Raw genomic sequence first — 19,785 nt, 5'->3', positions numbered from 1 at the left:
ATGACGAAACATTTCTGGCAGGAGGAGTTTGAGACGCTGGGGAAGAAAGACCTGCAAAAACTACAGGTTGAACGGTTAAATGCCACAATTACAAATGCAAGCCGTTCATCCTTTTACAGCAAGCTTTTTGGTAAAAAAAATATTCAGCCCGGGGCAATCACAGATATTGCCCAGATTGCAGAATTGCCATTTACAACCAAACAGGATTTACGCAATCATTTTCCGTATGGTTTTTTAACCCTACCGAAAAAGGATATTATCCGCCTGCACAGTTCAAGCGGTACCACCGGAAATCCAACTGTAATTTTTCATAACCGGCACGATCTAAATTCGTGGGCAAACCTAATGGCTCGCTCGCTGTTTTGCGCCGGAGTGCGCGATACCGATGTTTTTCAGAATATTTGTGGCTATGGCCTGTTTACCGGAGGCCTGGGATTTCAGTACGGAATTGAAACCCTGGGGGCTTTAAGTATTCCGGCAGGTGCTGGTAACAGTTTGCGCCAGATAAAACTTATGCGCGATTATGGTACTACGGCGGCTCATGCCATACCCAGTTACCTGGGGCGTTTGTACGAAGTTTTTGAGGCTGAAGGACTGGATCCGAAAAAAGATACCCAGCTTAAAACCCTGGTAATTGGCGCCGAACCACATACCGATGGACAACGCAAACGAATTGAAGAGATGTTTGGGGTAAAAGCCTATAACTCATTTGGTTTGTCGGAAATGAATGGCCCGGGTGTAGCCTTTGAGTGTACCTACCAGAATGGTCTGCACATCTGGGAAGATGCCTATGTAGTTGAAATTGTAAATCCCGATACACTGCAGGCAGTGCCCGATGGCGAATACGGAGAGTTGGTAATGACAACGCTCGACCGTCAGGCCATGCCGCTTATCCGCTACCGTACCCGCGACATTACCCGAATTCTGCCGGGCCAATGCGAATGTGGCAGAACTCACCGCCGAATAGACCGGATTACTGGCCGTACCGATGACATGTTTATTATTAAAGGATGTAATGTATTTCCTATGCAAATTGAAGGGGTGTTGATGAAAATCCCGGAAGTGGGTTCGGATTACATGATTACACTGGAAACCATGAATGGTGTTGATGAAATGGTTGTTGAAGTGGAGGTGCGAAATGATTGGTTTCAGGGAGACATCAGGCGGCTTGATAAGCTGAGCAAAACCATAACGCACCAGATACGCGACGAAGTGTTGGCGAAGCCTATTGTTAAGCTTGTTGAGGCGGGCTCTATTCCAAAATCAGAAGGGAAAGCCATTCGGGTTACAGACAACCGAAAAAACGGGCTTAACTAATTGTGCTACTGCAGGAAATTAAAACTTAAACTAAAAACTATGGCTTACGAAGTATCAATATTTCTGGAGAATAAAATCGGTCATTTCGAACGGATTACGCATGTGCTGAAAGAAGCCCAAATTAACATCCGATCGATGGCGATAAATGATACCGCTAATGGCTGGGGTATTTTAAACCTGATTGTTAACGAACCGCAAAAAGCATTCGAGAAATTATCAGCAAAAGGCATTTCAGTTGCCTTGCGCCCGGTAATTGCACTCGAAATGCGCGATGAAGCCGGAGGACTTGATGACCTTCTCATGCAGGTAGCGCAGGCAGGCGTAAATTTTAACAATGCCGTTGGCCGGATTATTCAGGAAACCCAAACCGCAATTTTAATTCTGAATATAGAAGACTACCAGGAATCGATAGATAAACTCAGCAAGCAAGGAGTGAAAATACTGGACGACCAAACGGTATACGGAAAGAGCTAAAAAATAAAAACCAATAAAAATAAAACTTATGCTTGGAATTAATGACCCTGTAATTTATATCGGCTATTTGCTGGCTGTTTTAAGTTTAGTTGCCTGTATAGTTTATGGCATAAAAAACTGGAACAAAGGAATGGAAACCAATACCGAAGAAATTCAAAAAGATTTGGATTGGGAGGAGAAAGACGAACAAATGCAAAGTGAGATTTAAAAACCTACGATATGAATACTTTTACTCTTGGATTTGTAGTTGTTATTTATTTGTTGGTTATTGGTTACCTCGGCTACAAAGGGTATAAAACCACCAAATCAGCAAAAGATTATCTTTTGGCCGGACGCGAAATACATCCTTTTGTGATGGCCATGTCGTACGGCGCAACCTTTATTTCTACCTCGGCAATTATTGGTTTTGGCGGGGTGGCAGGCGTGTATGGTATGGGGCTTATTTGGCTTACCGTATTAAATATTTTTGTGGGAGTATTTATTGCCTTTATCTTTTTTGGCCGAATAACCCGAAAAATGGGGCACAACCTCGATGCACATACCTTTCCCGAGTTTTTGGGCAATCGTTTTCAATCTAAAAAAATACAAATTATCAGTGGTGCGGTAATTTTTATAGCCATGCCACTTTATGCTGCCGTTGTTTTAATTGGCGGCGCCCGCTTTATCGAAAGTATTTTTGAAATCGACTTCTCTATTGCGCTTACCTTTTTCTCGTTAATAATTGCAGCATATGTAATTGCCGGCGGGTTAAAGGGGGTAATGTATACCGATGCCTTGCAGGGAACAATTATGTTTTTAAGCCTCTTCTTTTTGCTGATTGTGAGCTATATAAAACTTGGAGGAGTATCGGCCGCCCACGAGGCCTTAACCAATATGGCCAACCTGGTTCCCGAGAGTTTGCAAGCCAAGGGGCACGAGGGCTGGACGGCTTTTCCGAAAATGAATTCAGCCTGGTGGTGGGTGCTGGTAACCAATATAATTCTGGGCGTTGGAATTGGTGTTTTGGCACAGCCCCAACTGGTGGTTCGGTTTATGACCGTAAAAAGTAATCGTGAGTTAAACCGCGCAGTGCTGATTGGCGGCGTATTTATTTTTGTAGCTACCGGATTTATTTTTACCGTAGGCGGACTAACCAACCTGTTTTTTTACAACGAATCGGGGCAGCTGGCTATTCAGGTGGCTAAAGGAAATGTGGATTTAATTATTCCGGAATACATAAATGCTGCTATGCCCGAGTGGTTTGTATATTTGTTTATGCTGGCGCTACTTTCGGCTGGTATGTCAACGCTTAGTTCGCAGTTTCATGCCATGGGTACCTCGCTCGGACGCGATTTCTTTGAAAATGTCTTTCCGAATAAAAAATTCGATACCATGTTTGTAACGCGTATCGGTATAATTGTAGGAATTGCAATAAGTATTCTTATCGGATATCAGCTTCCCGGAAGTATTGTAGCACGCGGAACAGCCATCTTTTTTGGTGTTTGTGCGGCGGCGTTCTTACCGGTATATTTTGCATCGTTGTATTGGAAACGAGTAAGCAAAACTGCTGCCATGTGGAGTATTCTGTCGGGTTTGCTGGCCAGTGTTTTTGCCCTGGCTTTTATGCACGTAAAAGAATCGGAACCACTTGGTATTTGTCAGGCTATTTTTGGTCAGCCAACCTTGGCCACAAAATTTCCGTGGATGATTATGGACCCCATTATTATTGCCATGCCGATTTCTATAATTGTGCTTGTGGCAGTATCGCTGGCCACGCCAAAAACATCCGACGAGCACCTGGCAAAGTGTTTCAAGGGAATCAATTAAATCAACTCATAAGTAAAAATGAAGCGTTGGACGATGGTTATTTTTCAGGTCTTCATTTTTTATCAATAAAGCTATTATTATGAATACTTTTACGCTCGGAATAGTGCTGGTAGCCTATCTTTTGGTAATTGCATACCTGGGTTATCGGGGCTACAAAGGAACAAAAACTGCAAAAGATTATTTGCTCGGAGGGCGCGAAATTCATCCCTTTGTTATGGCCATGTCGTATGGAGCAACTTTTATCTCAACTTCGGCAATAATTGGTTTTGGCGGGATTTCGGCTGTTTATGGTATGGGACTTATTTGGCTTACCTTTCTGAATATTCTGATAGGGGTATTTATTGCCTTTATCTTCTTTGGCCGAAAAACCCGGTCGATGGGACGCCAACTCGATGCGCATACTTTTCCAGAGTTTCTGGGTAAACGATTTAATTCGAAAACCATTCAAATGGTTAGCGGATTAATGATTTTTGTAGCCATGCCACTTTATGCCGCTGTGGTTTTAATAGGTGGCGCCCGTTTTATCGAAAATATTTTTGAAATTGATTTTTCGGTGGCCCTTACCTTTTTCTCAGTAATAATTGCAGCCTATGTAATTGCCGGTGGCCTAAAGGGAGTTATGTATACTGATGCCCTTCAGGGAACCATCATGTTTATGAGTATGTTCTTCTTGCTGATAGTAACTTATTCGAAACTGGGAGGTGTAGGGTCGGCACACGAAGCGCTAACCAATATGGCCAACCTGGTTCCGGAAAGTTTACAGGCCAAAGGACACGAGGGTTGGACGGCTTTCCCCAAAATGAACTCGGCCTGGTGGTGGGTGTTGGTTACCAATATTATTTTGGGTGTAGGAATTGGTGTATTGGCGCAGCCACAGCTAATTGTGCGTTTTATGACCGTTAAAAGCAATCGCGAGTTAAACCGGGCCATTCTTCCCGGAGGACTTTTTATTTTTGTGGTTACCGGTTTTATCTACACGGTAGGGGCACTTTCGAACCTGTATTTTTTTAACGAAAAAGGACAGCTATCCATTGAAGTTGCCAAAGGAAATATAGATTTAATTATTCCCGAATTTATTAACTCTGCAATGCCCGAGTGGTTTGTTTACTTGTTTATGCTGGCCTTGTTATCGGCCGGAATGTCAACCCTGAGTTCGCAATTTCATGCCATGGGAACTTCCATTGGCCGCGATTTTGTCGAACAGCTCAGTCCATCAAAAAAATGGAATACAATGCTGATTACCCGCCTCGGCATTGTGGTGGCCATCTTAATCAGCATAATTATTGGTTACCAGCTGCCCGGTAGCATTGTAGCGCGTGGCACGGCCATTTTCTTTGGAATTTGTGCGGCCACCTTTTTGCCGGTTTACATTGCCGCCCTTTACTGGAAAAGTGTTACACGCACCGCTGCGAAATGGAGCATGCTTGCAGGTTTTTTAAGCAGCGCTTTTGCCCTGGCATTTTTGCACCAAAAAGAGGCAGAGCCACTGGGAATATGCAATGCCATCTTCGGAAAGGATTTTTTAATAGCCAAATTTCCATGGATGATTGTAGACCCTCTGGTATTTGCATTGCCCGTGTCGATAATTGTTTTGGTGGCCGTTACATTGCTGACAAAAAATGAGAATGTTTAAAAGAATACTTATAAATTTACACGATAGCTTAAATAAACCAAAAAACGAAAATTATGGCATTTGAGATTTCGGTATTTCTTGAAAATAAAATCACACATTTTGAAGCAATAACTGCACTGCTGAAAAAAGAAGCAATTGATATCCGCTCGCTAACATTAAATAATATGTCGCATGGGTGGGGAGTATTAAGCCTTCTTGTTGATCAGCCGGATAAGGCATACAAAGTATTGTCGGATAAAGGCAATGCTGTTGCAATGAAAGAAGTAATTGCCCTGGAGATGAAAGACGAAGCCGGGGGACTGGACGAGTTGCTGATAAAAATTGCCCGGGCCGGAATACATATTGAAAGTGCTTACACCCGCTTGATTGCACAAAGCAACCAGGCAATTCTGCTGCTTGAAGTTCCCGATATTCTTGAAGCAGTGCGCAGATTGGAAATCAATCATGTTAAAATATTAGATGATAAAATTGTTTACGGGAAATAAGCTCATAAAATAGTTTATTGAAAAACCCGGATAATACAAACAAAAACCAAAGATCAACAAATTTATGATTTGGAATGAAAAGATAGAATGTGCCTCCCGAGACGAAATGGCAGCCCTGCAGGGAGAGCGCTTAAAACAAACAGTTCAGCGTATTTACCATAACATACCCAGTTACCGGGCCAAAATGCAGGAAATAGGAATGCTGCCCGGTGATGTACGTTCGATTGAAGACCTGAAAAACCTACCTTTTACCAATAAAACCGATTTGCGCGATAACTACCCCTTCGGGATGTTTACTGTACCCATGAGCGAAATTGTTAGAGTACACGCCAGTTCGGGAACAACCGGAAAACCAACCGTGGTGGGCTATACCCGCAACGATTTAAATATGTGGGCCGAAGTGGTAACCCGCACGCTATGTATGGCCGGAGTTACGCGAAACGATATCGTGCAGGTAGCCTACGGTTACGGCTTGTTTACCGGAGGTTTGGGCATGCATTACGGTACCGAAAACCTGGGGGCAACAGTAATTCCAATTTCCGGAGGAAACACGCAAAAACAAATTCAGTTAATGCAAGACTTCGGCTCATCGGTAATTGCCTGTACGCCATCGTACGCCTTGTTTTTAGCCGAAGTGATGGCCGATATGGGCATCGCACCTGAAGAATTGAAACTGCGCGTGGGTATTTTTGGCGCCGAACCCTGGAGCGAAAGCATGCGCAAAGAAATTGAGACCAAACTAAAACTTAAGGCAATAGATATTTACGGTTTGAGCGAGGTAATTGGACCCGGCGTATCGTGCGAGTGCGAACACCAGGTTGGGATGCATGTAAATGAAGATCATTTTATTCCGGAGATTATTCATCCGGAAACACTGCAGCCTGTTGAGCCCGGTGAAATAGGGGAGTTGGTATTTACAACAGTAACAAAAGAGGGTATCCCTATTATCCGCTACCGTACTCGCGATTTAACCCGCTTAATATACGACAAGTGCGAATGCGGCCGTACGCTGGTGCGAATGGAAAAATGCACCGGCAGATCCGACGACATGCTAATTATTAGGGGCGTAAATGTTTTCCCATCGCAAATTGAGAGTGTGCTGCTTGAAATGAGCGAAACAGAACCGCACTACCTGCTAATTGTTGAGCGCGAAGGCACGCTTGATGTACTAAAACTGATGGTGGAGGTGCAGGAGCAATTCTTCTCGGATGAGATACGCGAACTCGAAAAACTGAAAAAGAAAATTATGCATAATATTCAAAGTACGCTGGGTATTTCTGTTGATGTTAAATTGGTTGAACCAAAAACTATTGAGCGCACAGCAGGTAAAGCAAAACGAGTAATTGATAACCGAAAAATCTGAGAACCATGATCATAAAACAAGTTTCTGTTTTTTTAGAAAATAAATCGGGAAGATTGAACGATGTAACAAAAATTATGGGCGAGGCCGGTATAAATATATCAGCATTTACCATTGCTGATACCTCTGATTTTGGAATTCTACGCATGATTGTTTCCGATCCGGATAAGGCTTGCCTGGTTTTAAAAGACAACGACTTTTCAGTGCAAACAACCGAAGTTGTTTTGGCTAAAACACCCAACAAGCCGGGAAGCTTAAGCAAGTTGCTCGATATTTTGCAGCAGGAAGAAGTATTTATTGAATACATGTATGCTTTCTCAATGCAAGATGAAGGAGCCGTAACAGTTATTCGGCCAACCCGCGTAAAACGTGCCGTCGAGATGCTTCAAAAACATAAAACCGAATTGCTAAAAGCCGACGAACTCTACCAGTTTTAGGTGCGCTTAAAAATAGAAGAAAAAAAGGGTTGGTGTTCTGCGAAGCTCCAGCCCTTTTTTATAAAAAAAACTGCAGCCACATAATACAAACTTTAATTTTAATCGCAATCTGCCAATGAAACAGCTCACTTAGCGCATAATTCGTATATTTGATACGCTTTAAAAATTTTAAATGAAACGGATAGCAATACAGGGAATAGCCGGCTCTTTTCATGAAGATGCGGCCAGGAGATATTTTGAAGATGACATCGAGGTGGTTGAATGCAAGACCTTTAAAACCGTATGTGAATTAATGGATAATGACGAGGTGGACTTTGCAGTTATGGCAATCGAAAATTCTATTGCCGGCAGTTTGCTCAATAATTATCAGTTAATTCGCGATTATCATTTGCGGGTAATCGGTGAAATTTATTTACACATTCAGATGAATTTGTTGGTGAATGAAGGTGTTAAGCCAGAGGATATTAAGGATATTCATTCGCATCCGATTGCCTTAAGGCAATGTATGGAATATATCGAACATCATTTTCCCAATGCTCAATTACATGAAAAGCTGGATACGGCAGCATCATCGAAACTGGTGGCCGATAATAACTTAAAAGATGCAGCGTCAATCGCTAATTTGCGGTCGGCTGAACTGTACGATTTGCAGGTATTGGAAACCGGCATTGAAACCAACAAGAAAAATTACACCCGCTTTTGGATTCTTTCAAAACATGGTAATCCAACACAAGGAACAAATAAAGCTTCTGTGTGTTTCGAAGTTGGGCACTTTTATGGCGCTCTGGCGGCTGTGCTAAATACTTTTGCCGAAAACGAAATTAACCTGACGAAAATTCAATCGGTGCCAAAAATAGGAAAGCCCAATGAGTACACTTTTCATGTGGATATTGAATGGGAAAAAGGCGAAAATTACGATAAAGCGATTCATCAGGTATTAAAGAGTGCATCGAGTTTATCAATATTGGGAGAATACCAAAAAGGGAATTTACATAATCAGTAAAAACTAAAACGAAAGATATGAGTAAAATAGCAATTTTTTATGGTCCGGTTGGAGGATCGGTAAACCGTGTAGCAGACAAAATAAAAGAATTAATTGGTGCTGATAAAGTGGAAATGGTTGAAGTAAAAAGCGCTTCATCGGCTGATTTAGAGAAATTCGACAAAATAATTTTTGGCTTGTCAACAGTTGGTAAAGACACCTGGGATTCGAACTACTCCAACAACGATTGGGGAAAATTTCTGCCAGAAATATCAAAAGTAGATTACAGCAATAAAACGATTGCCGTTTTCGGTCTTGGCGACCATGTTACTTATGCCCACGCTTTTGTTGACCACATTGGCTTGCTTGGCAAAGAATTAATGAAGAATGGTGCTGTTTTGGTGGGCCCTGTTGATACCGAAGGATACGAGTTTGAAGAATCGGAAGCAGTGGTTGACGGTAAATTTATCGGCCTGCCAATTGATGAAGATTTTGAGCCGGAAATGACTGAAGAACGTGTTGCTGCCTGGGTTGAACAAATAAAACCAGATTTTGGATTCTAATTTCCATTGCAGAAAAAATTAACGATCATAATTTGTAAAAGAAACCGGTAAGAATAACTGGTTTCTTTTTTTCAGCTTACTATTGCGACTGTGATATTTGAGCACCATTTTACTAACTAAAAAGGTTTAACCTGTTAAGTATGAATAACTCTCCTTTGGATAAAAAGCTTGTTGAAGAAAAAATAGCACAACTGCGTATTCCTGATATCGGAAAAGCATCAATTCGTGAAGTTGTTGCTTTAGTAAACCTGGTTGAAGAAGCCAGTGATTTTAAATACATCCGCATGGAAATGGGGGTGCCGGGTTTGCCTCCGGCCAAGGTGGGCGTTGAGGCCGAAAAAGAAGCTCTTGACCGTGGCGTTTCGGCTATTTATCCGATGGTTGACGGGATTAAACCCTTAAAAGAAGAAGCATCAAAATTCATTAAAAATTTTATGGATGTTGATGTGGCTTCTGCCGGTTGTATTCCCACTACCGGATCGATGCAGGGAACCTATGCCGCATTTATGGCAGCCGGAAACTGCGATAAGAAAAAAGATACGGTGCTTTTTATCGACCCTGGTTTTCCGGTACAAAAGCAGCAAATGATGGTGCTGGGGCAAAAATTCGAAACTTTTGATGTTTTTAATTTCAGAGGCGAAAAACTAAAAGCCAAATTGGAGGCGTTTCTTGAAAAAGGGAACATTAATTCCATTGTTTACTCCAATCCAAACAACCCATCGTGGATTTGCTTTAACGATACCGAATTGCAGATAATTGGTGAATTGGCCAACAAATACGATGTAATTGTAATGGAAGACCTGGCGTATTTCGGAATGGATTTCAGAACGGATTTCTCAAAACCGGGACAAGCACCTTTTCAACCATCGGTTGCCAATTACACCGATAACTATGTACTCTTTATTTCAAGCTCAAAAATATTTTCATACGCCGGTCAGCGAATTGGTATCATGGCCATCTCCGATAAACTGTTTAATCGCGATTACCCCGATTTACAGGAACGTTTTAAAGGAACAACTTTTGGTGCTACAATCACGCTTCGTTTACTTTATTCTTTATCTTCCGGAACCAGTCATTCGGCGCAGTGGGCTTTAACCGCCATGCTAAAAGCAGCTAATAATGGCGAGTTTAATTTTGTTGATGGGGTAAAAGCTTATGGCGAACGTGCCAAAGAAATGAAACGCCTGTTTCTTGAAAATGGTTTCCGAATAGTTTATCAGAATGATTTAGGAGTGCCTATTGCTGATGGCTTTTATTTTACCATCGCCTACCCGGGAATGACGGGTAACCAACTGGTAGCCAACCTGCTGTTTTACGGCATAAGCGCCATTGCCCTTGATAATACGGGGAGTGAAGAAGAAGGAGTCAGGGCCTGCGTATCCTTTGTACTGCCGAATCAGTTTCCTGATCTCGAGAAACGATTAAAGTTGTTTAACACGCATTTTTCAAAATAAAAATAGCCTTCGGTTTTTTACCTTTTTTGATAAGAGGTTGTTGATAGAAAAATTATGGATAGAAAAAAAATAATATCCCGATTTGAGCACACCCTGAGCCTGATTGATTCTTTTGATTTGAAGAACCAACCGGTAGTGTTGAAAAAAGGGGAGTTATTTATTAATTATGGCGAGAAGAATAAAAAGCTCGGCATTTTAATTGATGGATTGCTTTACGCCTCCTATCTGTCGGATAGTGGTACTGAATGGGTGTCGCGATTCTTTTTTCCACCTAATAATTTTATTGTTAGCAACCACCGTGGCTTTGTACTAGGAAAAGATTCATCCGAGGCAATTCGAGCTTACGAAGATTCGAGGCTGATATTTATTGAAAAGGATGAGTTTAAGAATCTACTCGATTCCAATCATAAATTTGAGCGTACCGTGCGAATTCTGGCCGAAGAAAGTTACATACAGGCCATGGATCGTATTCACTCTTTCCAATCGCTAAATGCCGAACAGCGTATTCGTAAATTCCTGGAAGAATACCCCGAATTGGCACAAAAATTACAACGCCAGCATATTGCTTCTTATCTGGGTATCCACCGCAATATTTTAACCCGGATTTTATATAAACTTTAAGATTGTTGCTTTTTTGCTGAAGTAGTTGTAACCGGAAATGGTTTGGTTGCTTCGCCGGTGTACAAGGTAACATGCGGGAACGGAATTTCTATTCCTTCTTCATCAAAACGTTGTTTTATTTCCTGAAAAATGGAATTTTTTACCTTGAGGTAATTGGTTTTTTCAAACCAAACGCCAAGTAAAATATCGATTCCGCTTGCGCCAAAATCTTTAAAAACAATCAGTGGCTCGGGTTCATCTAAGCTTAATGGATTGGCTTTGGCAACTTCTTCCAATATTGTTTTTACACGTGCCAGATCTTCTTTGTAGGCCACACTAACTAAAAAATCGAGGCGCCTGATGGGGAAACGGGTCACGTTTATCAATTCCGTAGAAATAATGGTTTGATTAGGGATGCGCAACAATTGATTATCAAAAGTGCGGATTTTAATGGATAACAGGTCGATGCTAAAAACAACCCCTGCCTTGTCACCAACTTTAATAACATCGCCAATTTCAAACGATTTTTCTGAAACCAGGAAGAATCCGCTGACAATGTTGCCAATGCTGGTTTGCGAGGCCACACCAATTACAAGCCCGATAACGCCTGCTGCCCCAAAAAATGGTGCAAGGTTTATTTTTAATTCGGCAATAATTATAAAAGCAAGAGCCAGGAAGCCGGAGTAATAAATAAGTCGCTGGATAATCATTTTGCGTTGCTGCGACAAGGATTTTGGCAAGAGTTTTTTTACCGTAAATGCCAACAGGTAGATGAAGGCAATACCTATTGCCAGAATAATTAGTGTGCGCAATAACTTCTCAAAGTTGTCGGCGTTAAAATATTTCGACCATTCAAATTCCATTATTCAGTACGATAAATGTTTTTAATAAAATGAAAGTTAATTTTTAGCAGGCTTTTGTTCTCCGGATTTCTGGCTTTGGCAAGAATTTCGTGATTTTCGCCATGCAAGGCTTTTGAAAAGCCATAATTTACAGCGCTTAAATGATCTTTTCCTTTGTATTCGAGTTTTACCAAGCTGGTGACAATCTGCTCTTTAAACCGCAATAAATTCATTTGGTCAACTCGTAAAATGAGCCGTTCAAGTTCAAGCGGAGCATCGTTGTTATTAAAAATATTTATGGGGCAGATAGCACTGTTTTCATCCCTTTCAATAGCATTTATATCAAGGAAATGTTCGGCATCGAGGGCATAGGCAGCTTCTCCGTTAACGGGTTCGCCAAACCAGGTGTCCGAAATTTTATGAAATGGAAACTCGGCCAGCAGGTTTTCATCCTGTTTTTTTGCGTAATAAACTTGCATTAAAAGCGGAATTTTTACAAAGAACGTTAATCGTTGGTGCGGAGATATGGTTATGCGCTTGCCTTTAAAAACCATTGGTTTTACCGGAAGTGCAGGTGCCAGAATAAGGGTGTTTGATTTTCCGGTGTGGTAATACATGCCTTCCTCAATTTCTTCCGGATTAGTTACTGATTCGTCGGCATTACGTTCAAAAGATTTAAGGTACCATCCTTCGGTATTGCGTTTTACGCCAAGAATAAAATTGTTGCAGTCGATAAAACTCTGCTTCCCCGGCTCTAACTGTTTCTTCCCGTATATCGATAATTTTTCCATTGTCACTATTTGATATACTAAAGTATCAATTTTTTATTCCTGATAAATGATGTAATTAAAAAATAGGGCAAGGCCTTCCTTTTTTTAACAACACCAATCGTTTTTATTTTTTTAACTAAAACAATAGATTGTGTTTTCCGGTTTACCCAATTTTGGTTTTTATCCTGCGGTTTTACCCAATTCTTCGGCCAAATGGCGTAAGTGCCAGCGATGCCATTTTAAAATGCTGTTTTGCCCACGGGATTCCTATTATAGTAATTCCCAGCAACAGCCCGAAAAACACGTGGGTTAGCATAATCCAGATGCCACCAATTAATAACCACAAAATATTCATAATGGTTGACAGGCAGCCCGGGGCATAATCCATATACTCAATTTTTTGCCCAAATGGCCATAAAGCCAATACGCCAAGTTTAAACGATTGAAGTCCGAAGGGGATTCCAATAATGGTAATACAGAGCGCCAAACCGGCCAACATGTATTCTAAAAATATGGCAAAACCGCCAAAAATTAACCAAATCAAATTACCCAGAAATTTCATAATCACAATATTTAAATTATATTTTCTGTGAACTAAACAAGAGTCCGAATGTACACAATCCATCAGGTTTTATACGCTGATAAAAGGTAAACGGCCGAAAATAAGAGATAAGTGTTATACAAAAAGCTCCGAAAACGATTAATTTTGATGGCGCATACAGATGTTTTTACTTTAAAACTAAAGAATATTTTAAGCTATGGTTGAACAGATTGAAATAACGCTACCAGCTTTTAGCAGAGGGTATCATTTAATAACCCGTTTAATTGAAAAACAACTTCCTGAACTGCCGGAAAAAGGTTTGCTGCATATTTTGGTAAAACATACTTCGGCCGGAATTACCCTTAACGAAAATGCTGACCCGACCGTACGTAGCGATTTTGAATCTTTTATCAATAAAATGATACCGGAAAACGATCCGGTTTATATACATACCTACGAGGGATCTGATGATATGCCCGCACATTTAAAAAGCTCGGTAATTGGTGCTGAAATAACCATTCCCATAACGAATCACCGTTTAAATTTAGGCACCTGGCAGGGGATTTATTTTTGTGAATTTCGGGATTATGGGGGTAGTAGAAAGGTTGTTTTAACTATTTTAAGTTAGCACCAATTCGATGGCTTTACAATTTTGAAATGCATTTATAAATGGTTCATCATGGGAACGATTTGAACTAATCCTTTGTGAAACTTTGCGCAAACTCTGTGGAACTCTGTGTAATAACTTTTGCTGTATCACAAAGCCACACGAAGAAGAATACACAGAGGTTCACAAAGGATCTAAGTTGAATCAGAACTGATATGTATTAAAATACATGAACTATGATATGCCTGCCCATTTAAAAAGCTCGGTTATTGGGGCAGAAATAACCATTCCAATAACAAGGCATCGTTTAAATTTAGGAACCTGGCAGGGAATTTATTTTTGCGAATTTCGAAATTATGGGGGAGCTCGCAGGCTGGTATTAACAATATACAGTTAATGATTTATACTTTTTTCGTTGATATATTTATCATCATAAATTCTTAAATTTAGTCCGCTATAAATTCAATTTGTATGAAAATTTCAGTTGATCAGTATTCTGAAGAAGAATTACAGGAAGAAGGAGTTTTTGAATGGCCGGTTTGGGAACACGAAGAAGCCAAATTTGATTGGTATTACGACCAGACTGAGTTGTGTTATATTACAGAAGGAGAAGCAACAATAACTACCGAATTTGAGGCGATTACCATTAGAGCAGGCTATTTTGTTACTTTTCCAAAAGGACTGGAATGTGTATGGGATATTCACGATGCCATAAAAAAACATTATTCTTTTGAATAATCATTTGAGTTTTTAAAAATATTTTGGAAGTTTGCATAGGTATTAAATCTTATTTTAAAGTCTATGCGAAAGATAGTTTTACTTTTATTGGCCGGTATACTGGTTAGTTCGGTTTATTCTCAGGATCTTAACAAGCAAAGTAAAAACCGAATGGAATGGTTTGGTAATGCCAGGCTGGGTATTTTTATTCATTGGGGAATTTACGCAGTAAATGGAATCGATGAAAGCTGGTCGTTTTTTAACGATTACATTACGTATGATGATTACATGAAGCAACTTGACGGTTTTACCGCTGACAACTACAATGCTGATGAGTGGGCACATTTAATCGCTCAAAGCGGAGCAAAATATGCGGTGCTTACTTCAAAACATCATGATGGGGTTGCCCTGTGGGATACCAAATGTGGCGATTTAAATGTGGTGGAGCAAACACCCGCCGGAAAGGATTTGGTTGCCCCCTATGTTAAAGCACTTCGTAAAAACAATTTAAAAGTCGGAATATATTATTCCTTACTCGACTGGTCGCATCCTGATTATCCGAACAAAACCAGAAAAATAAAACGGTATGAAGCGGATTCGCTTCGTTGGTCGAGATTTGTTGATTTTAATTTTTGCCAACTGGAGGAGTTGAGTACCAGGTACAAACCCGATTTATTTTGGTTTGATGGCGACTGGGAACAATCGGCAGAGAAATGGAAAGCACAAGAGCTGAGCGAGGCCTTAAGGGGATGGAATAAGAATGTAATTCTCAACAGTCGTATACAAGGTTACGGAGATTATGCAACACCCGAGCAAGGCTTGCCGGTTACACAGCCCAACGATACCTACTGGGAACTTTGTATGACCATGAACGATAGTTGGGGCTTTCAGCACAACGATGACAACTACAAAACACCCAACCAGGTGATTCGAATTCTGGTAGACTGTATTAACAAAGGAGGAAACTTGTTGCTCGACATTGGCCCGAAAGCCGATGGTTCAATTCCCGAAGAGCAAAAACATATTTTAAAAGAGTTAGGGCGTTGGACCGGTAAACATGCTGAAGCCATATACGAAACACAGGCCGGAATACCCTACGAACATTATTACGGACCTACTGCTTTAAACAAAAAAGGGGATATCCTCTATTTATTTGTTCCTCATACCCCAAATGGGCCGTTAATGATTAAAGGGCTTAAAAACAAAATTAACCGAATGTGGGTGGTTGGAAACGGAACCAAACTAAACTGGGAGGTAAAGATGAAACAATATTGGAGTGCTGTTCCCGGAATTGTTTACATTGATGTGCCGGAAAAAATACTTGACGAACAGGTTACGGTTATTGCCGTTTTGCTCGATGGTAAGGTAGACCTTTACCGCGAACAAGGGCAGGTAATTGAGAGTAACTAATAAGAAATTTAACTGATGGTGAGCGTGTCGCCATCTTTTTCAACATCATATTTTTTTAGACTACTTGTTGCCGGACCGTTTAATACGGCACCTCCTGTTGAAAAACGCGATGAGTGACAAGGGCAAAGTACGTTACCATCCGAATGGCTGTACGCAACTGTGCACCCCTGATGGGTACATACTTTTGATAACGCCAGGTAGGTACTTTGGCCGGTTCTGAACACGATAATATCGCCTGTGTAGGCATAACCTCCAACTGTGCCCAGACTGGCGTATGTGCTACTTGTTAAATTAATTGTAATATCGTTTCCTGAATTTCCTGGAGGATTAGGTTCCAGGTCCTCATCATCATCAGAGCAGGAACTGAAAATTACGGGAGCTGTTAAAAGAATACTTCCACCCAAAGCAAACTTCTTAATAAAATCGATTCTTTCCATGACAGTTTAATGAATGTTATTTGTAATAAAACACCTAAAGGTATTTTATTGTTCGGGGCAGAAGTATTTTTATGCAACTATACCATTAACAAACTTTTTCAAGTACTCCGGTGTGCAGGTACCAAAGATAGCCACTTACTGTTTTAAATCCTGATTGAAGCAAGACCTGGGCATATTCCTGTACCTGGTAATTATATTTTGTTTGTTTATCGCCCGTTTTGTAATCAACAACAATGGCTTCGTTACCAGAATACATTACACGGTCTGGGCGTAACAGTTTTGTTGATGTAAGCAAATCCCGCTCGTTTAATACGTGGTAAGTGCCATCAAACCAGGGCTTAACTTCGGGTTGGTTTAGGTTTTGTTCAATGTTTTTACGAATGTCGCTTAATTCCTGCTCCGATATTTTTCCGTCATAAAATGCTTGCATACACGCATTTTCGGTATCGGCCGTGGTGGTAATGGCCGAAAGAATATCGTGAATAATTTTTCCGGTATTTTTAACGGAGTGATGGTGTTCGTTTTCAATTAAGAAATCCTCACCACTTAATCGTAATTTTATTTTTGTTGAAAAATCATTGAAATTATATTTTTTTATAGGAACAGCCTGTTGGCTGTCGGTAACTTTAGCTACCGGAGAAAGGCTTCCAAACTCAAAGCAATTTTGATCTTCATTAAAACAGGCCGAAAAAGTTTCGTGAGTGCTTTGGTTAATTAAGGCCTTGTTTAAGAGGTAATTGGTTGGTTTTCCCGAGCTTGAGCCACTTTGGCTTTCTTTCGGAGCCGGGCAGTTAATCATTAAAACTGATTCGGCACGGGTAAAGGCCACATAAACCAGGTTTAAGGAGTCGATGTAGTAATTCATTTTTTCCTGGTAATAAACAGGGGAAAATTCCGACGCTTCCATTTGTTTTCCGGCCTGAATGGGGAGTAAAGGAAATTTGTTGAATGGCTGGCTTATTGGTTTGCACCAAAGTAAAGGCGCCGTGTTGCCGCGCCAGGCGGTTTCCCAATTCAGGTAGGGGATAAGCACCGCTTTAAACTCCAGCCCCTTTGATTTATGCACGGTCATTAAACGAATGGAGTTAATTTCTTCGTTAACATTTACCGATGTGTTGCTGCCTTTATCGTTCCACCAAAAAATAAAGTTGGATAAATCGTTGGAAAGCGATGTTTTTAATTCGCCGGCTTTGTCGATTAATGTTTGCAGAAAAGGAAGTTCCGACTCAAAATTAAATAGGCCAAACAAGGAAGAAATATGTGTAATCGTTTCATCAAGAGAGGTTAGCAATACCTTGCTTTTTACCACTTGTAGTTTTTCAACAAGTTCGGTCTCAAATTCTTCAATAAAATCGGATTGCAAATGCCAGCCGTTATAGTCGTTAAAATCAAGCATTGGCTGTGCCTGGTTCGAATAAACCGGAATTCCTTTATCTTTTAATCCGGGTTTAAGCCAGTTCTGCCAAAGCTGAAGTAGGCTGGCTTTGGTTATCAAATTCTCCGGATCTATCAGCAGCTCGATGGTGTAAATGACAAATAAGACGGCCTTGGAGGCATGAAGAAATAAAGATTCATTTGACAAAACCGACAAGTTATATGCTTCGTTTTCAGGCAGCCTGGCTGCAGCCAAAAACGCATCAATAATGGGGCCTCCTTCTTTGTTTTTTCTGATTAGAATAGCAATTTCTTCGGCTTTAATACCTTGGTCCTGAAGGTATTTTACTTGCTTTAATAACTGCTCGGTGGCATTCTCTTCAAAATCATCTTCAGGTAAAAAATTAACTTGCACCAAGCCCTTTGCCGGGTCAGTAGTTTTTCCGGGTTCCTGGGTATAAGAAGCGTAAATATGGTCGAATTTGGCTTTGTAGGCATCATGTTCTTCCAAACCGCCTAATAAATATTGGTCAAAAGCCTGTTTTAACTCGCCAAACACGGCATTGTTAAACGCAATAATATTTTTGTCGCTACGCCAGTTTTTTTGCAAGGTAAAGTCTTGCTTTTGGTTAGGCGAAAACTGGGCATCCAACTGTTCTGCCAAAATACTCCAGTCGCTGTTTCGCCAGCGGTAAATCGATTGTTTCACGTCGCCAACAATAAGGTTGGCATTGCCTTCGGCCAACGAGTTGTCGAGCAATGGCTTAAAGTTACGCCATTGAAGCCCCGAGGTATCCTGAAACTCGTCGAGCATAAAATGTTTGTAGTGGTTGCCAATTTTCTCGTAAACAAATGGCGAATCGCTTTGCCCGATAATCTTGCTGAGCAAGAGGTTGGAATCAGAAAGTTGTAAAGCTCCTTTTTCCTGTTGAATTTTTTGTATCTCTTCTTTTAAATCGGTGAGAATACCCAGCATTCGAAGCTGGCTCATCGCGGCCAAAGCAGTGTTGTAGCTTTGCCAGTTTGAATCGTAATAGTTTACAATTTCAACAAGAATTGGCATAAGTCGGGTTTCGGCAGCGTGCAAAATCTCATCGCGTCGTTTGCTGCTTTTCGAACTCCATTTTTCCACCTCTTCGGCACATGTTCGTATGGTTTGCGTAAAATTAGGCAGTTGGCCATTGGCAAGCTTTACAAAAAAATTGCCAATGCTTCTTTGGGCTCCCCCCGAAAAATCGGCTGGTCCAAGACTAAAGCTTTCCATGCTGGCTACTGCATTTTTACCCTTGGCTTTTAGTTCACTTTCAAAGCGCCGAATCATACTTTGCAATTCTTTGCTAAACTCATTCAGACTTTGGCGGTTGTATACCGATTCGCCTTCATCAGGGAAAAACACCTGGAAAGACTCTTTAAAAAGTTCCTGTCCCAGGTTTTTAATGTCGTCATCAATTCGTTGGCTTCGATTTGATTCTATCTTTTCTTTACTGAAATCGCGCAACCATTGTAAGAGGTTTTTGTCGTCGTTAATTTTGGCCAGCAAACGATCGGCGGCTTCCTGCAAAAGAATGTCATTATCGAGTTCAACCGTAAAATTTGGCGAAATCCCCAGCTCGCGGTTAAAGGCCTTAATTACTTTTTGCGTAAACGAATCAATTGTATTTATGGAGAAATGATTGTAATCGTGAAGAATATTTTTTAAAACCTGGCGGGCACGTTGCCTGATGAACTGTTCGGTGTGGTTGTTGTCTTGTTGCAGTGGCTCAATATAGGCAGATTTTTCTTCAGTGGCCAGGAGGTGCAGCTGTTCTAAAATTCTGCTTTTCATTTCGTTGGTAGCCTTGTTGGTAAAAGTTACCGCCAGAATGTGTTTGTAGTCGTATGGGTTGTTAAGAATTATTTTAAGGTATTCAACAACCAACTGAAAGGTTTTTCCTGATCCGGCGGAAGCTTTGTAAACAGTAAGCATGGAAGCGATT

Annotated in this window: 21 protein-coding genes; 16 read left to right on the top strand and 5 right to left on the bottom strand. The window is 40.9% G+C overall.

Annotation, left to right across the window (positions count from 1 at the left end; genetic code table 11):
- The 12 genes from QZ574_RS05505 (at nt 1) to QZ574_RS05450 (ending at nt 11,132) form a co-directional block, all read left to right on the top strand.
- Complete coding sequence (locus QZ574_RS05505) at nt 1-1,317, top strand: phenylacetate--CoA ligase (protein WP_297087621.1); 1,317 nt, start codon at nt 1-3, stop codon at nt 1,315-1,317.
- A 39-nt stretch (nt 1,318-1,356) separates the two neighbouring features.
- Nucleotides 1,357-1,791 carry a hypothetical protein gene (locus tag QZ574_RS05500; protein WP_297087619.1) on the top strand — a complete coding sequence of 145 codons (435 nt, stop codon included), beginning with the start codon at nt 1,357-1,359 and terminating at the stop codon, nt 1,789-1,791.
- Between the two features lie 28 nt (nt 1,792-1,819).
- Nucleotides 1,820-1,999 carry a symporter small accessory protein gene (locus tag QZ574_RS05495; protein WP_297087617.1) on the top strand — a complete coding sequence of 60 codons (180 nt, stop codon included), beginning with the start codon at nt 1,820-1,822 and terminating at the stop codon, nt 1,997-1,999.
- Nucleotides 2,000-2,010: 11 nt separating this feature from the next.
- Nucleotides 2,011-3,597 carry a sodium:solute symporter family protein gene (locus tag QZ574_RS05490; protein ID WP_297087615.1) on the top strand — a complete coding sequence of 529 codons (1,587 nt, stop codon included), beginning with the start codon at nt 2,011-2,013 and terminating at the stop codon, nt 3,595-3,597.
- A gap of 79 nt (nt 3,598-3,676) precedes the next feature.
- Nucleotides 3,677-5,230: a sodium:solute symporter family protein gene (locus tag QZ574_RS05485; RefSeq protein WP_297087613.1), complete on the top strand. Its 1,554-nt coding sequence runs from the start codon at nt 3,677-3,679 to the stop codon at nt 5,228-5,230.
- A 53-nt stretch (nt 5,231-5,283) separates the two neighbouring features.
- Nucleotides 5,284-5,715, top strand: coding sequence for a hypothetical protein (locus QZ574_RS05480; RefSeq protein WP_297087611.1), 432 nt, complete (start codon nt 5,284-5,286; stop codon nt 5,713-5,715).
- Nucleotides 5,716-5,779: 64 nt separating this feature from the next.
- Nucleotides 5,780-7,078: a phenylacetate--CoA ligase gene (locus tag QZ574_RS05475; RefSeq protein WP_297087608.1), complete on the top strand. Its 1,299-nt coding sequence runs from the start codon at nt 5,780-5,782 to the stop codon at nt 7,076-7,078.
- A 5-nt stretch (nt 7,079-7,083) separates the two neighbouring features.
- Nucleotides 7,084-7,512, top strand: coding sequence for an ACT domain-containing protein (locus tag QZ574_RS05470; protein ID WP_297087606.1), 429 nt, complete (start codon nt 7,084-7,086; stop codon nt 7,510-7,512).
- Between the two features lie 172 nt (nt 7,513-7,684).
- Entirely contained in the window at nt 7,685-8,515 is an 831-nt protein-coding gene (locus tag QZ574_RS05465; protein ID WP_297087604.1) for a prephenate dehydratase, read from the top strand.
- A gap of 17 nt (nt 8,516-8,532) precedes the next feature.
- Nucleotides 8,533-9,057 carry a flavodoxin gene (locus tag QZ574_RS05460; protein WP_297087602.1) on the top strand — a complete coding sequence of 175 codons (525 nt, stop codon included), beginning with the start codon at nt 8,533-8,535 and terminating at the stop codon, nt 9,055-9,057.
- A 140-nt stretch (nt 9,058-9,197) separates the two neighbouring features.
- Nucleotides 9,198-10,511 (top strand): pyridoxal phosphate-dependent aminotransferase, encoded by a 1,314-nt coding sequence (locus tag QZ574_RS05455; protein ID WP_297087600.1) that lies wholly within the window; start codon nt 9,198-9,200, stop codon nt 10,509-10,511.
- Nucleotides 10,512-10,565: 54 nt separating this feature from the next.
- Nucleotides 10,566-11,132 carry a Crp/Fnr family transcriptional regulator gene (locus QZ574_RS05450; protein WP_297087598.1) on the top strand — a complete coding sequence of 189 codons (567 nt, stop codon included), beginning with the start codon at nt 10,566-10,568 and terminating at the stop codon, nt 11,130-11,132.
- Here the strand turns inward: QZ574_RS05450 and QZ574_RS05445 are convergent.
- From QZ574_RS05445 to QZ574_RS05435, 3 genes are all read right to left on the bottom strand, one after another.
- A complete protein-coding gene (locus QZ574_RS05445) occupies nt 11,129-11,974 on the bottom strand; it encodes a mechanosensitive ion channel family protein (RefSeq protein WP_297087596.1) in 846 nt (281 codons plus the stop codon). The genes QZ574_RS05450 and QZ574_RS05445 overlap by 4 nt on opposite strands.
- Nucleotides 11,974-12,744, bottom strand: a complete 771-nt coding sequence (locus tag QZ574_RS05440; RefSeq protein ID WP_297087595.1) for a DUF432 domain-containing protein — start codon at nt 12,742-12,744, stop codon at nt 11,974-11,976. The genes QZ574_RS05445 and QZ574_RS05440 overlap by 1 nt, the downstream gene beginning before the upstream one ends.
- Before the next feature lie 172 nt (nt 12,745-12,916).
- Nucleotides 12,917-13,285 carry a YccF domain-containing protein gene (locus QZ574_RS05435; protein ID WP_297087593.1) on the bottom strand — a complete coding sequence of 123 codons (369 nt, stop codon included), beginning with the start codon at nt 13,283-13,285 and terminating at the stop codon, nt 12,917-12,919.
- Nucleotides 13,286-13,481: 196 nt separating this feature from the next.
- On the opposite strand from QZ574_RS05435, the gene QZ574_RS05430 reads away from it, so the two are divergent.
- The 4 genes from QZ574_RS05430 to QZ574_RS05415 all read left to right on the top strand — a co-directional run bounded on the left by QZ574_RS05430 (nt 13,482) and on the right by QZ574_RS05415 (nt 15,998).
- Nucleotides 13,482-13,892, top strand: a complete 411-nt coding sequence (locus QZ574_RS05430) for a secondary thiamine-phosphate synthase enzyme YjbQ (RefSeq protein ID WP_297087591.1) — start codon at nt 13,482-13,484, stop codon at nt 13,890-13,892.
- Between the two features lie 208 nt (nt 13,893-14,100).
- The gene (locus QZ574_RS05425) at nt 14,101-14,268 is read left to right on the top strand and encodes a YjbQ family protein (protein WP_363313555.1); all 168 of its coding nucleotides are present in this window, start codon (nt 14,101-14,103) and stop codon (nt 14,266-14,268) included.
- Between the two features lie 74 nt (nt 14,269-14,342).
- Complete coding sequence (locus QZ574_RS05420) at nt 14,343-14,609, top strand: cupin domain-containing protein (protein ID WP_297087589.1); 267 nt, start codon at nt 14,343-14,345, stop codon at nt 14,607-14,609.
- A gap of 63 nt (nt 14,610-14,672) precedes the next feature.
- On the top strand, nt 14,673-15,998 hold the full coding sequence (locus tag QZ574_RS05415; protein WP_297087588.1) for an alpha-L-fucosidase: 1,326 nt from the start codon (nt 14,673-14,675) through the stop codon (nt 15,996-15,998).
- A gap of 8 nt (nt 15,999-16,006) precedes the next feature.
- On the opposite strand, the gene QZ574_RS05410 is transcribed toward QZ574_RS05415, so the two are convergent.
- Together QZ574_RS05410 and QZ574_RS05405 are read right to left on the bottom strand one after the other, a co-directional pair.
- A complete protein-coding gene (locus QZ574_RS05410; protein ID WP_297087586.1) occupies nt 16,007-16,435 on the bottom strand; it encodes a Rieske (2Fe-2S) protein in 429 nt (142 codons plus the stop codon).
- An 85-nt stretch (nt 16,436-16,520) separates the two neighbouring features.
- A complete protein-coding gene (locus QZ574_RS05405; protein ID WP_297087585.1) occupies nt 16,521-19,775 on the bottom strand; it encodes a UvrD-helicase domain-containing protein in 3,255 nt (1,084 codons plus the stop codon).
- Nucleotides 19,776-19,785 lie beyond the last annotated feature (10 nt).

Origin of the sequence: uncultured Draconibacterium sp., from assembly GCF_913063105.1 — a bacterium.
In the GTDB taxonomy this organism is placed as follows: domain Bacteria; phylum Bacteroidota; class Bacteroidia; order Bacteroidales; family Prolixibacteraceae; genus Draconibacterium.
The sequence above is the reverse complement of the archived record's forward strand: the minus strand, read 5'-3'. Positions and strand labels throughout refer to the sequence as shown.

Excerpts from the sequence above, each read along its gene's own strand:
- QZ574_RS05425 (WP_363313555.1), top strand. The coding sequence starts at position 14,101 with ATGAACTATGATATGCCTGCCCATTTAAAAAGCTCGGTTATTGGGGCA.
- QZ574_RS05410 (WP_297087586.1), bottom strand. The coding sequence starts at position 16,435 with ATGGAAAGAATCGATTTTATTAAGAAGTTTGCTTTGGGTGGAAGTATT.
- QZ574_RS05495 (WP_297087617.1), top strand. The coding sequence starts at position 1,820 with ATGCTTGGAATTAATGACCCTGTAATTTATATCGGCTATTTGCTGGCT.
- QZ574_RS05465 (WP_297087604.1), top strand. The coding sequence starts at position 7,685 with ATGAAACGGATAGCAATACAGGGAATAGCCGGCTCTTTTCATGAAGAT.
- QZ574_RS05405 (WP_297087585.1), bottom strand. The coding sequence starts at position 19,775 with ATGCTTACTGTTTACAAAGCTTCCGCCGGATCAGGAAAAACCTTTCAG.
- QZ574_RS05440 (WP_297087595.1), bottom strand. The coding sequence starts at position 12,744 with ATGGAAAAATTATCGATATACGGGAAGAAACAGTTAGAGCCGGGGAAG.
- QZ574_RS05445 (WP_297087596.1), bottom strand. The coding sequence starts at position 11,974 with ATGGAATTTGAATGGTCGAAATATTTTAACGCCGACAACTTTGAGAAG.
- QZ574_RS05480 (WP_297087611.1), top strand. The coding sequence starts at position 5,284 with ATGGCATTTGAGATTTCGGTATTTCTTGAAAATAAAATCACACATTTT.
- QZ574_RS05455 (WP_297087600.1), top strand. The coding sequence starts at position 9,198 with ATGAATAACTCTCCTTTGGATAAAAAGCTTGTTGAAGAAAAAATAGCA.
- QZ574_RS05450 (WP_297087598.1), top strand. The coding sequence starts at position 10,566 with ATGGATAGAAAAAAAATAATATCCCGATTTGAGCACACCCTGAGCCTG.
- QZ574_RS05415 (WP_297087588.1), top strand. The coding sequence starts at position 14,673 with ATGCGAAAGATAGTTTTACTTTTATTGGCCGGTATACTGGTTAGTTCG.
- QZ574_RS05505 (WP_297087621.1), top strand. The coding sequence starts at position 1 with ATGACGAAACATTTCTGGCAGGAGGAGTTTGAGACGCTGGGGAAGAAA.
- QZ574_RS05500 (WP_297087619.1), top strand. The coding sequence starts at position 1,357 with ATGGCTTACGAAGTATCAATATTTCTGGAGAATAAAATCGGTCATTTC.
- QZ574_RS05475 (WP_297087608.1), top strand. The coding sequence starts at position 5,780 with ATGATTTGGAATGAAAAGATAGAATGTGCCTCCCGAGACGAAATGGCA.
- QZ574_RS05460 (WP_297087602.1), top strand. The coding sequence starts at position 8,533 with ATGAGTAAAATAGCAATTTTTTATGGTCCGGTTGGAGGATCGGTAAAC.
- QZ574_RS05470 (WP_297087606.1), top strand. The coding sequence starts at position 7,084 with ATGATCATAAAACAAGTTTCTGTTTTTTTAGAAAATAAATCGGGAAGA.
- QZ574_RS05420 (WP_297087589.1), top strand. The coding sequence starts at position 14,343 with ATGAAAATTTCAGTTGATCAGTATTCTGAAGAAGAATTACAGGAAGAA.
- QZ574_RS05435 (WP_297087593.1), bottom strand. The coding sequence starts at position 13,285 with ATGAAATTTCTGGGTAATTTGATTTGGTTAATTTTTGGCGGTTTTGCC.
- QZ574_RS05430 (WP_297087591.1), top strand. The coding sequence starts at position 13,482 with ATGGTTGAACAGATTGAAATAACGCTACCAGCTTTTAGCAGAGGGTAT.
- QZ574_RS05485 (WP_297087613.1), top strand. The coding sequence starts at position 3,677 with ATGAATACTTTTACGCTCGGAATAGTGCTGGTAGCCTATCTTTTGGTA.
- QZ574_RS05490 (WP_297087615.1), top strand. The coding sequence starts at position 2,011 with ATGAATACTTTTACTCTTGGATTTGTAGTTGTTATTTATTTGTTGGTT.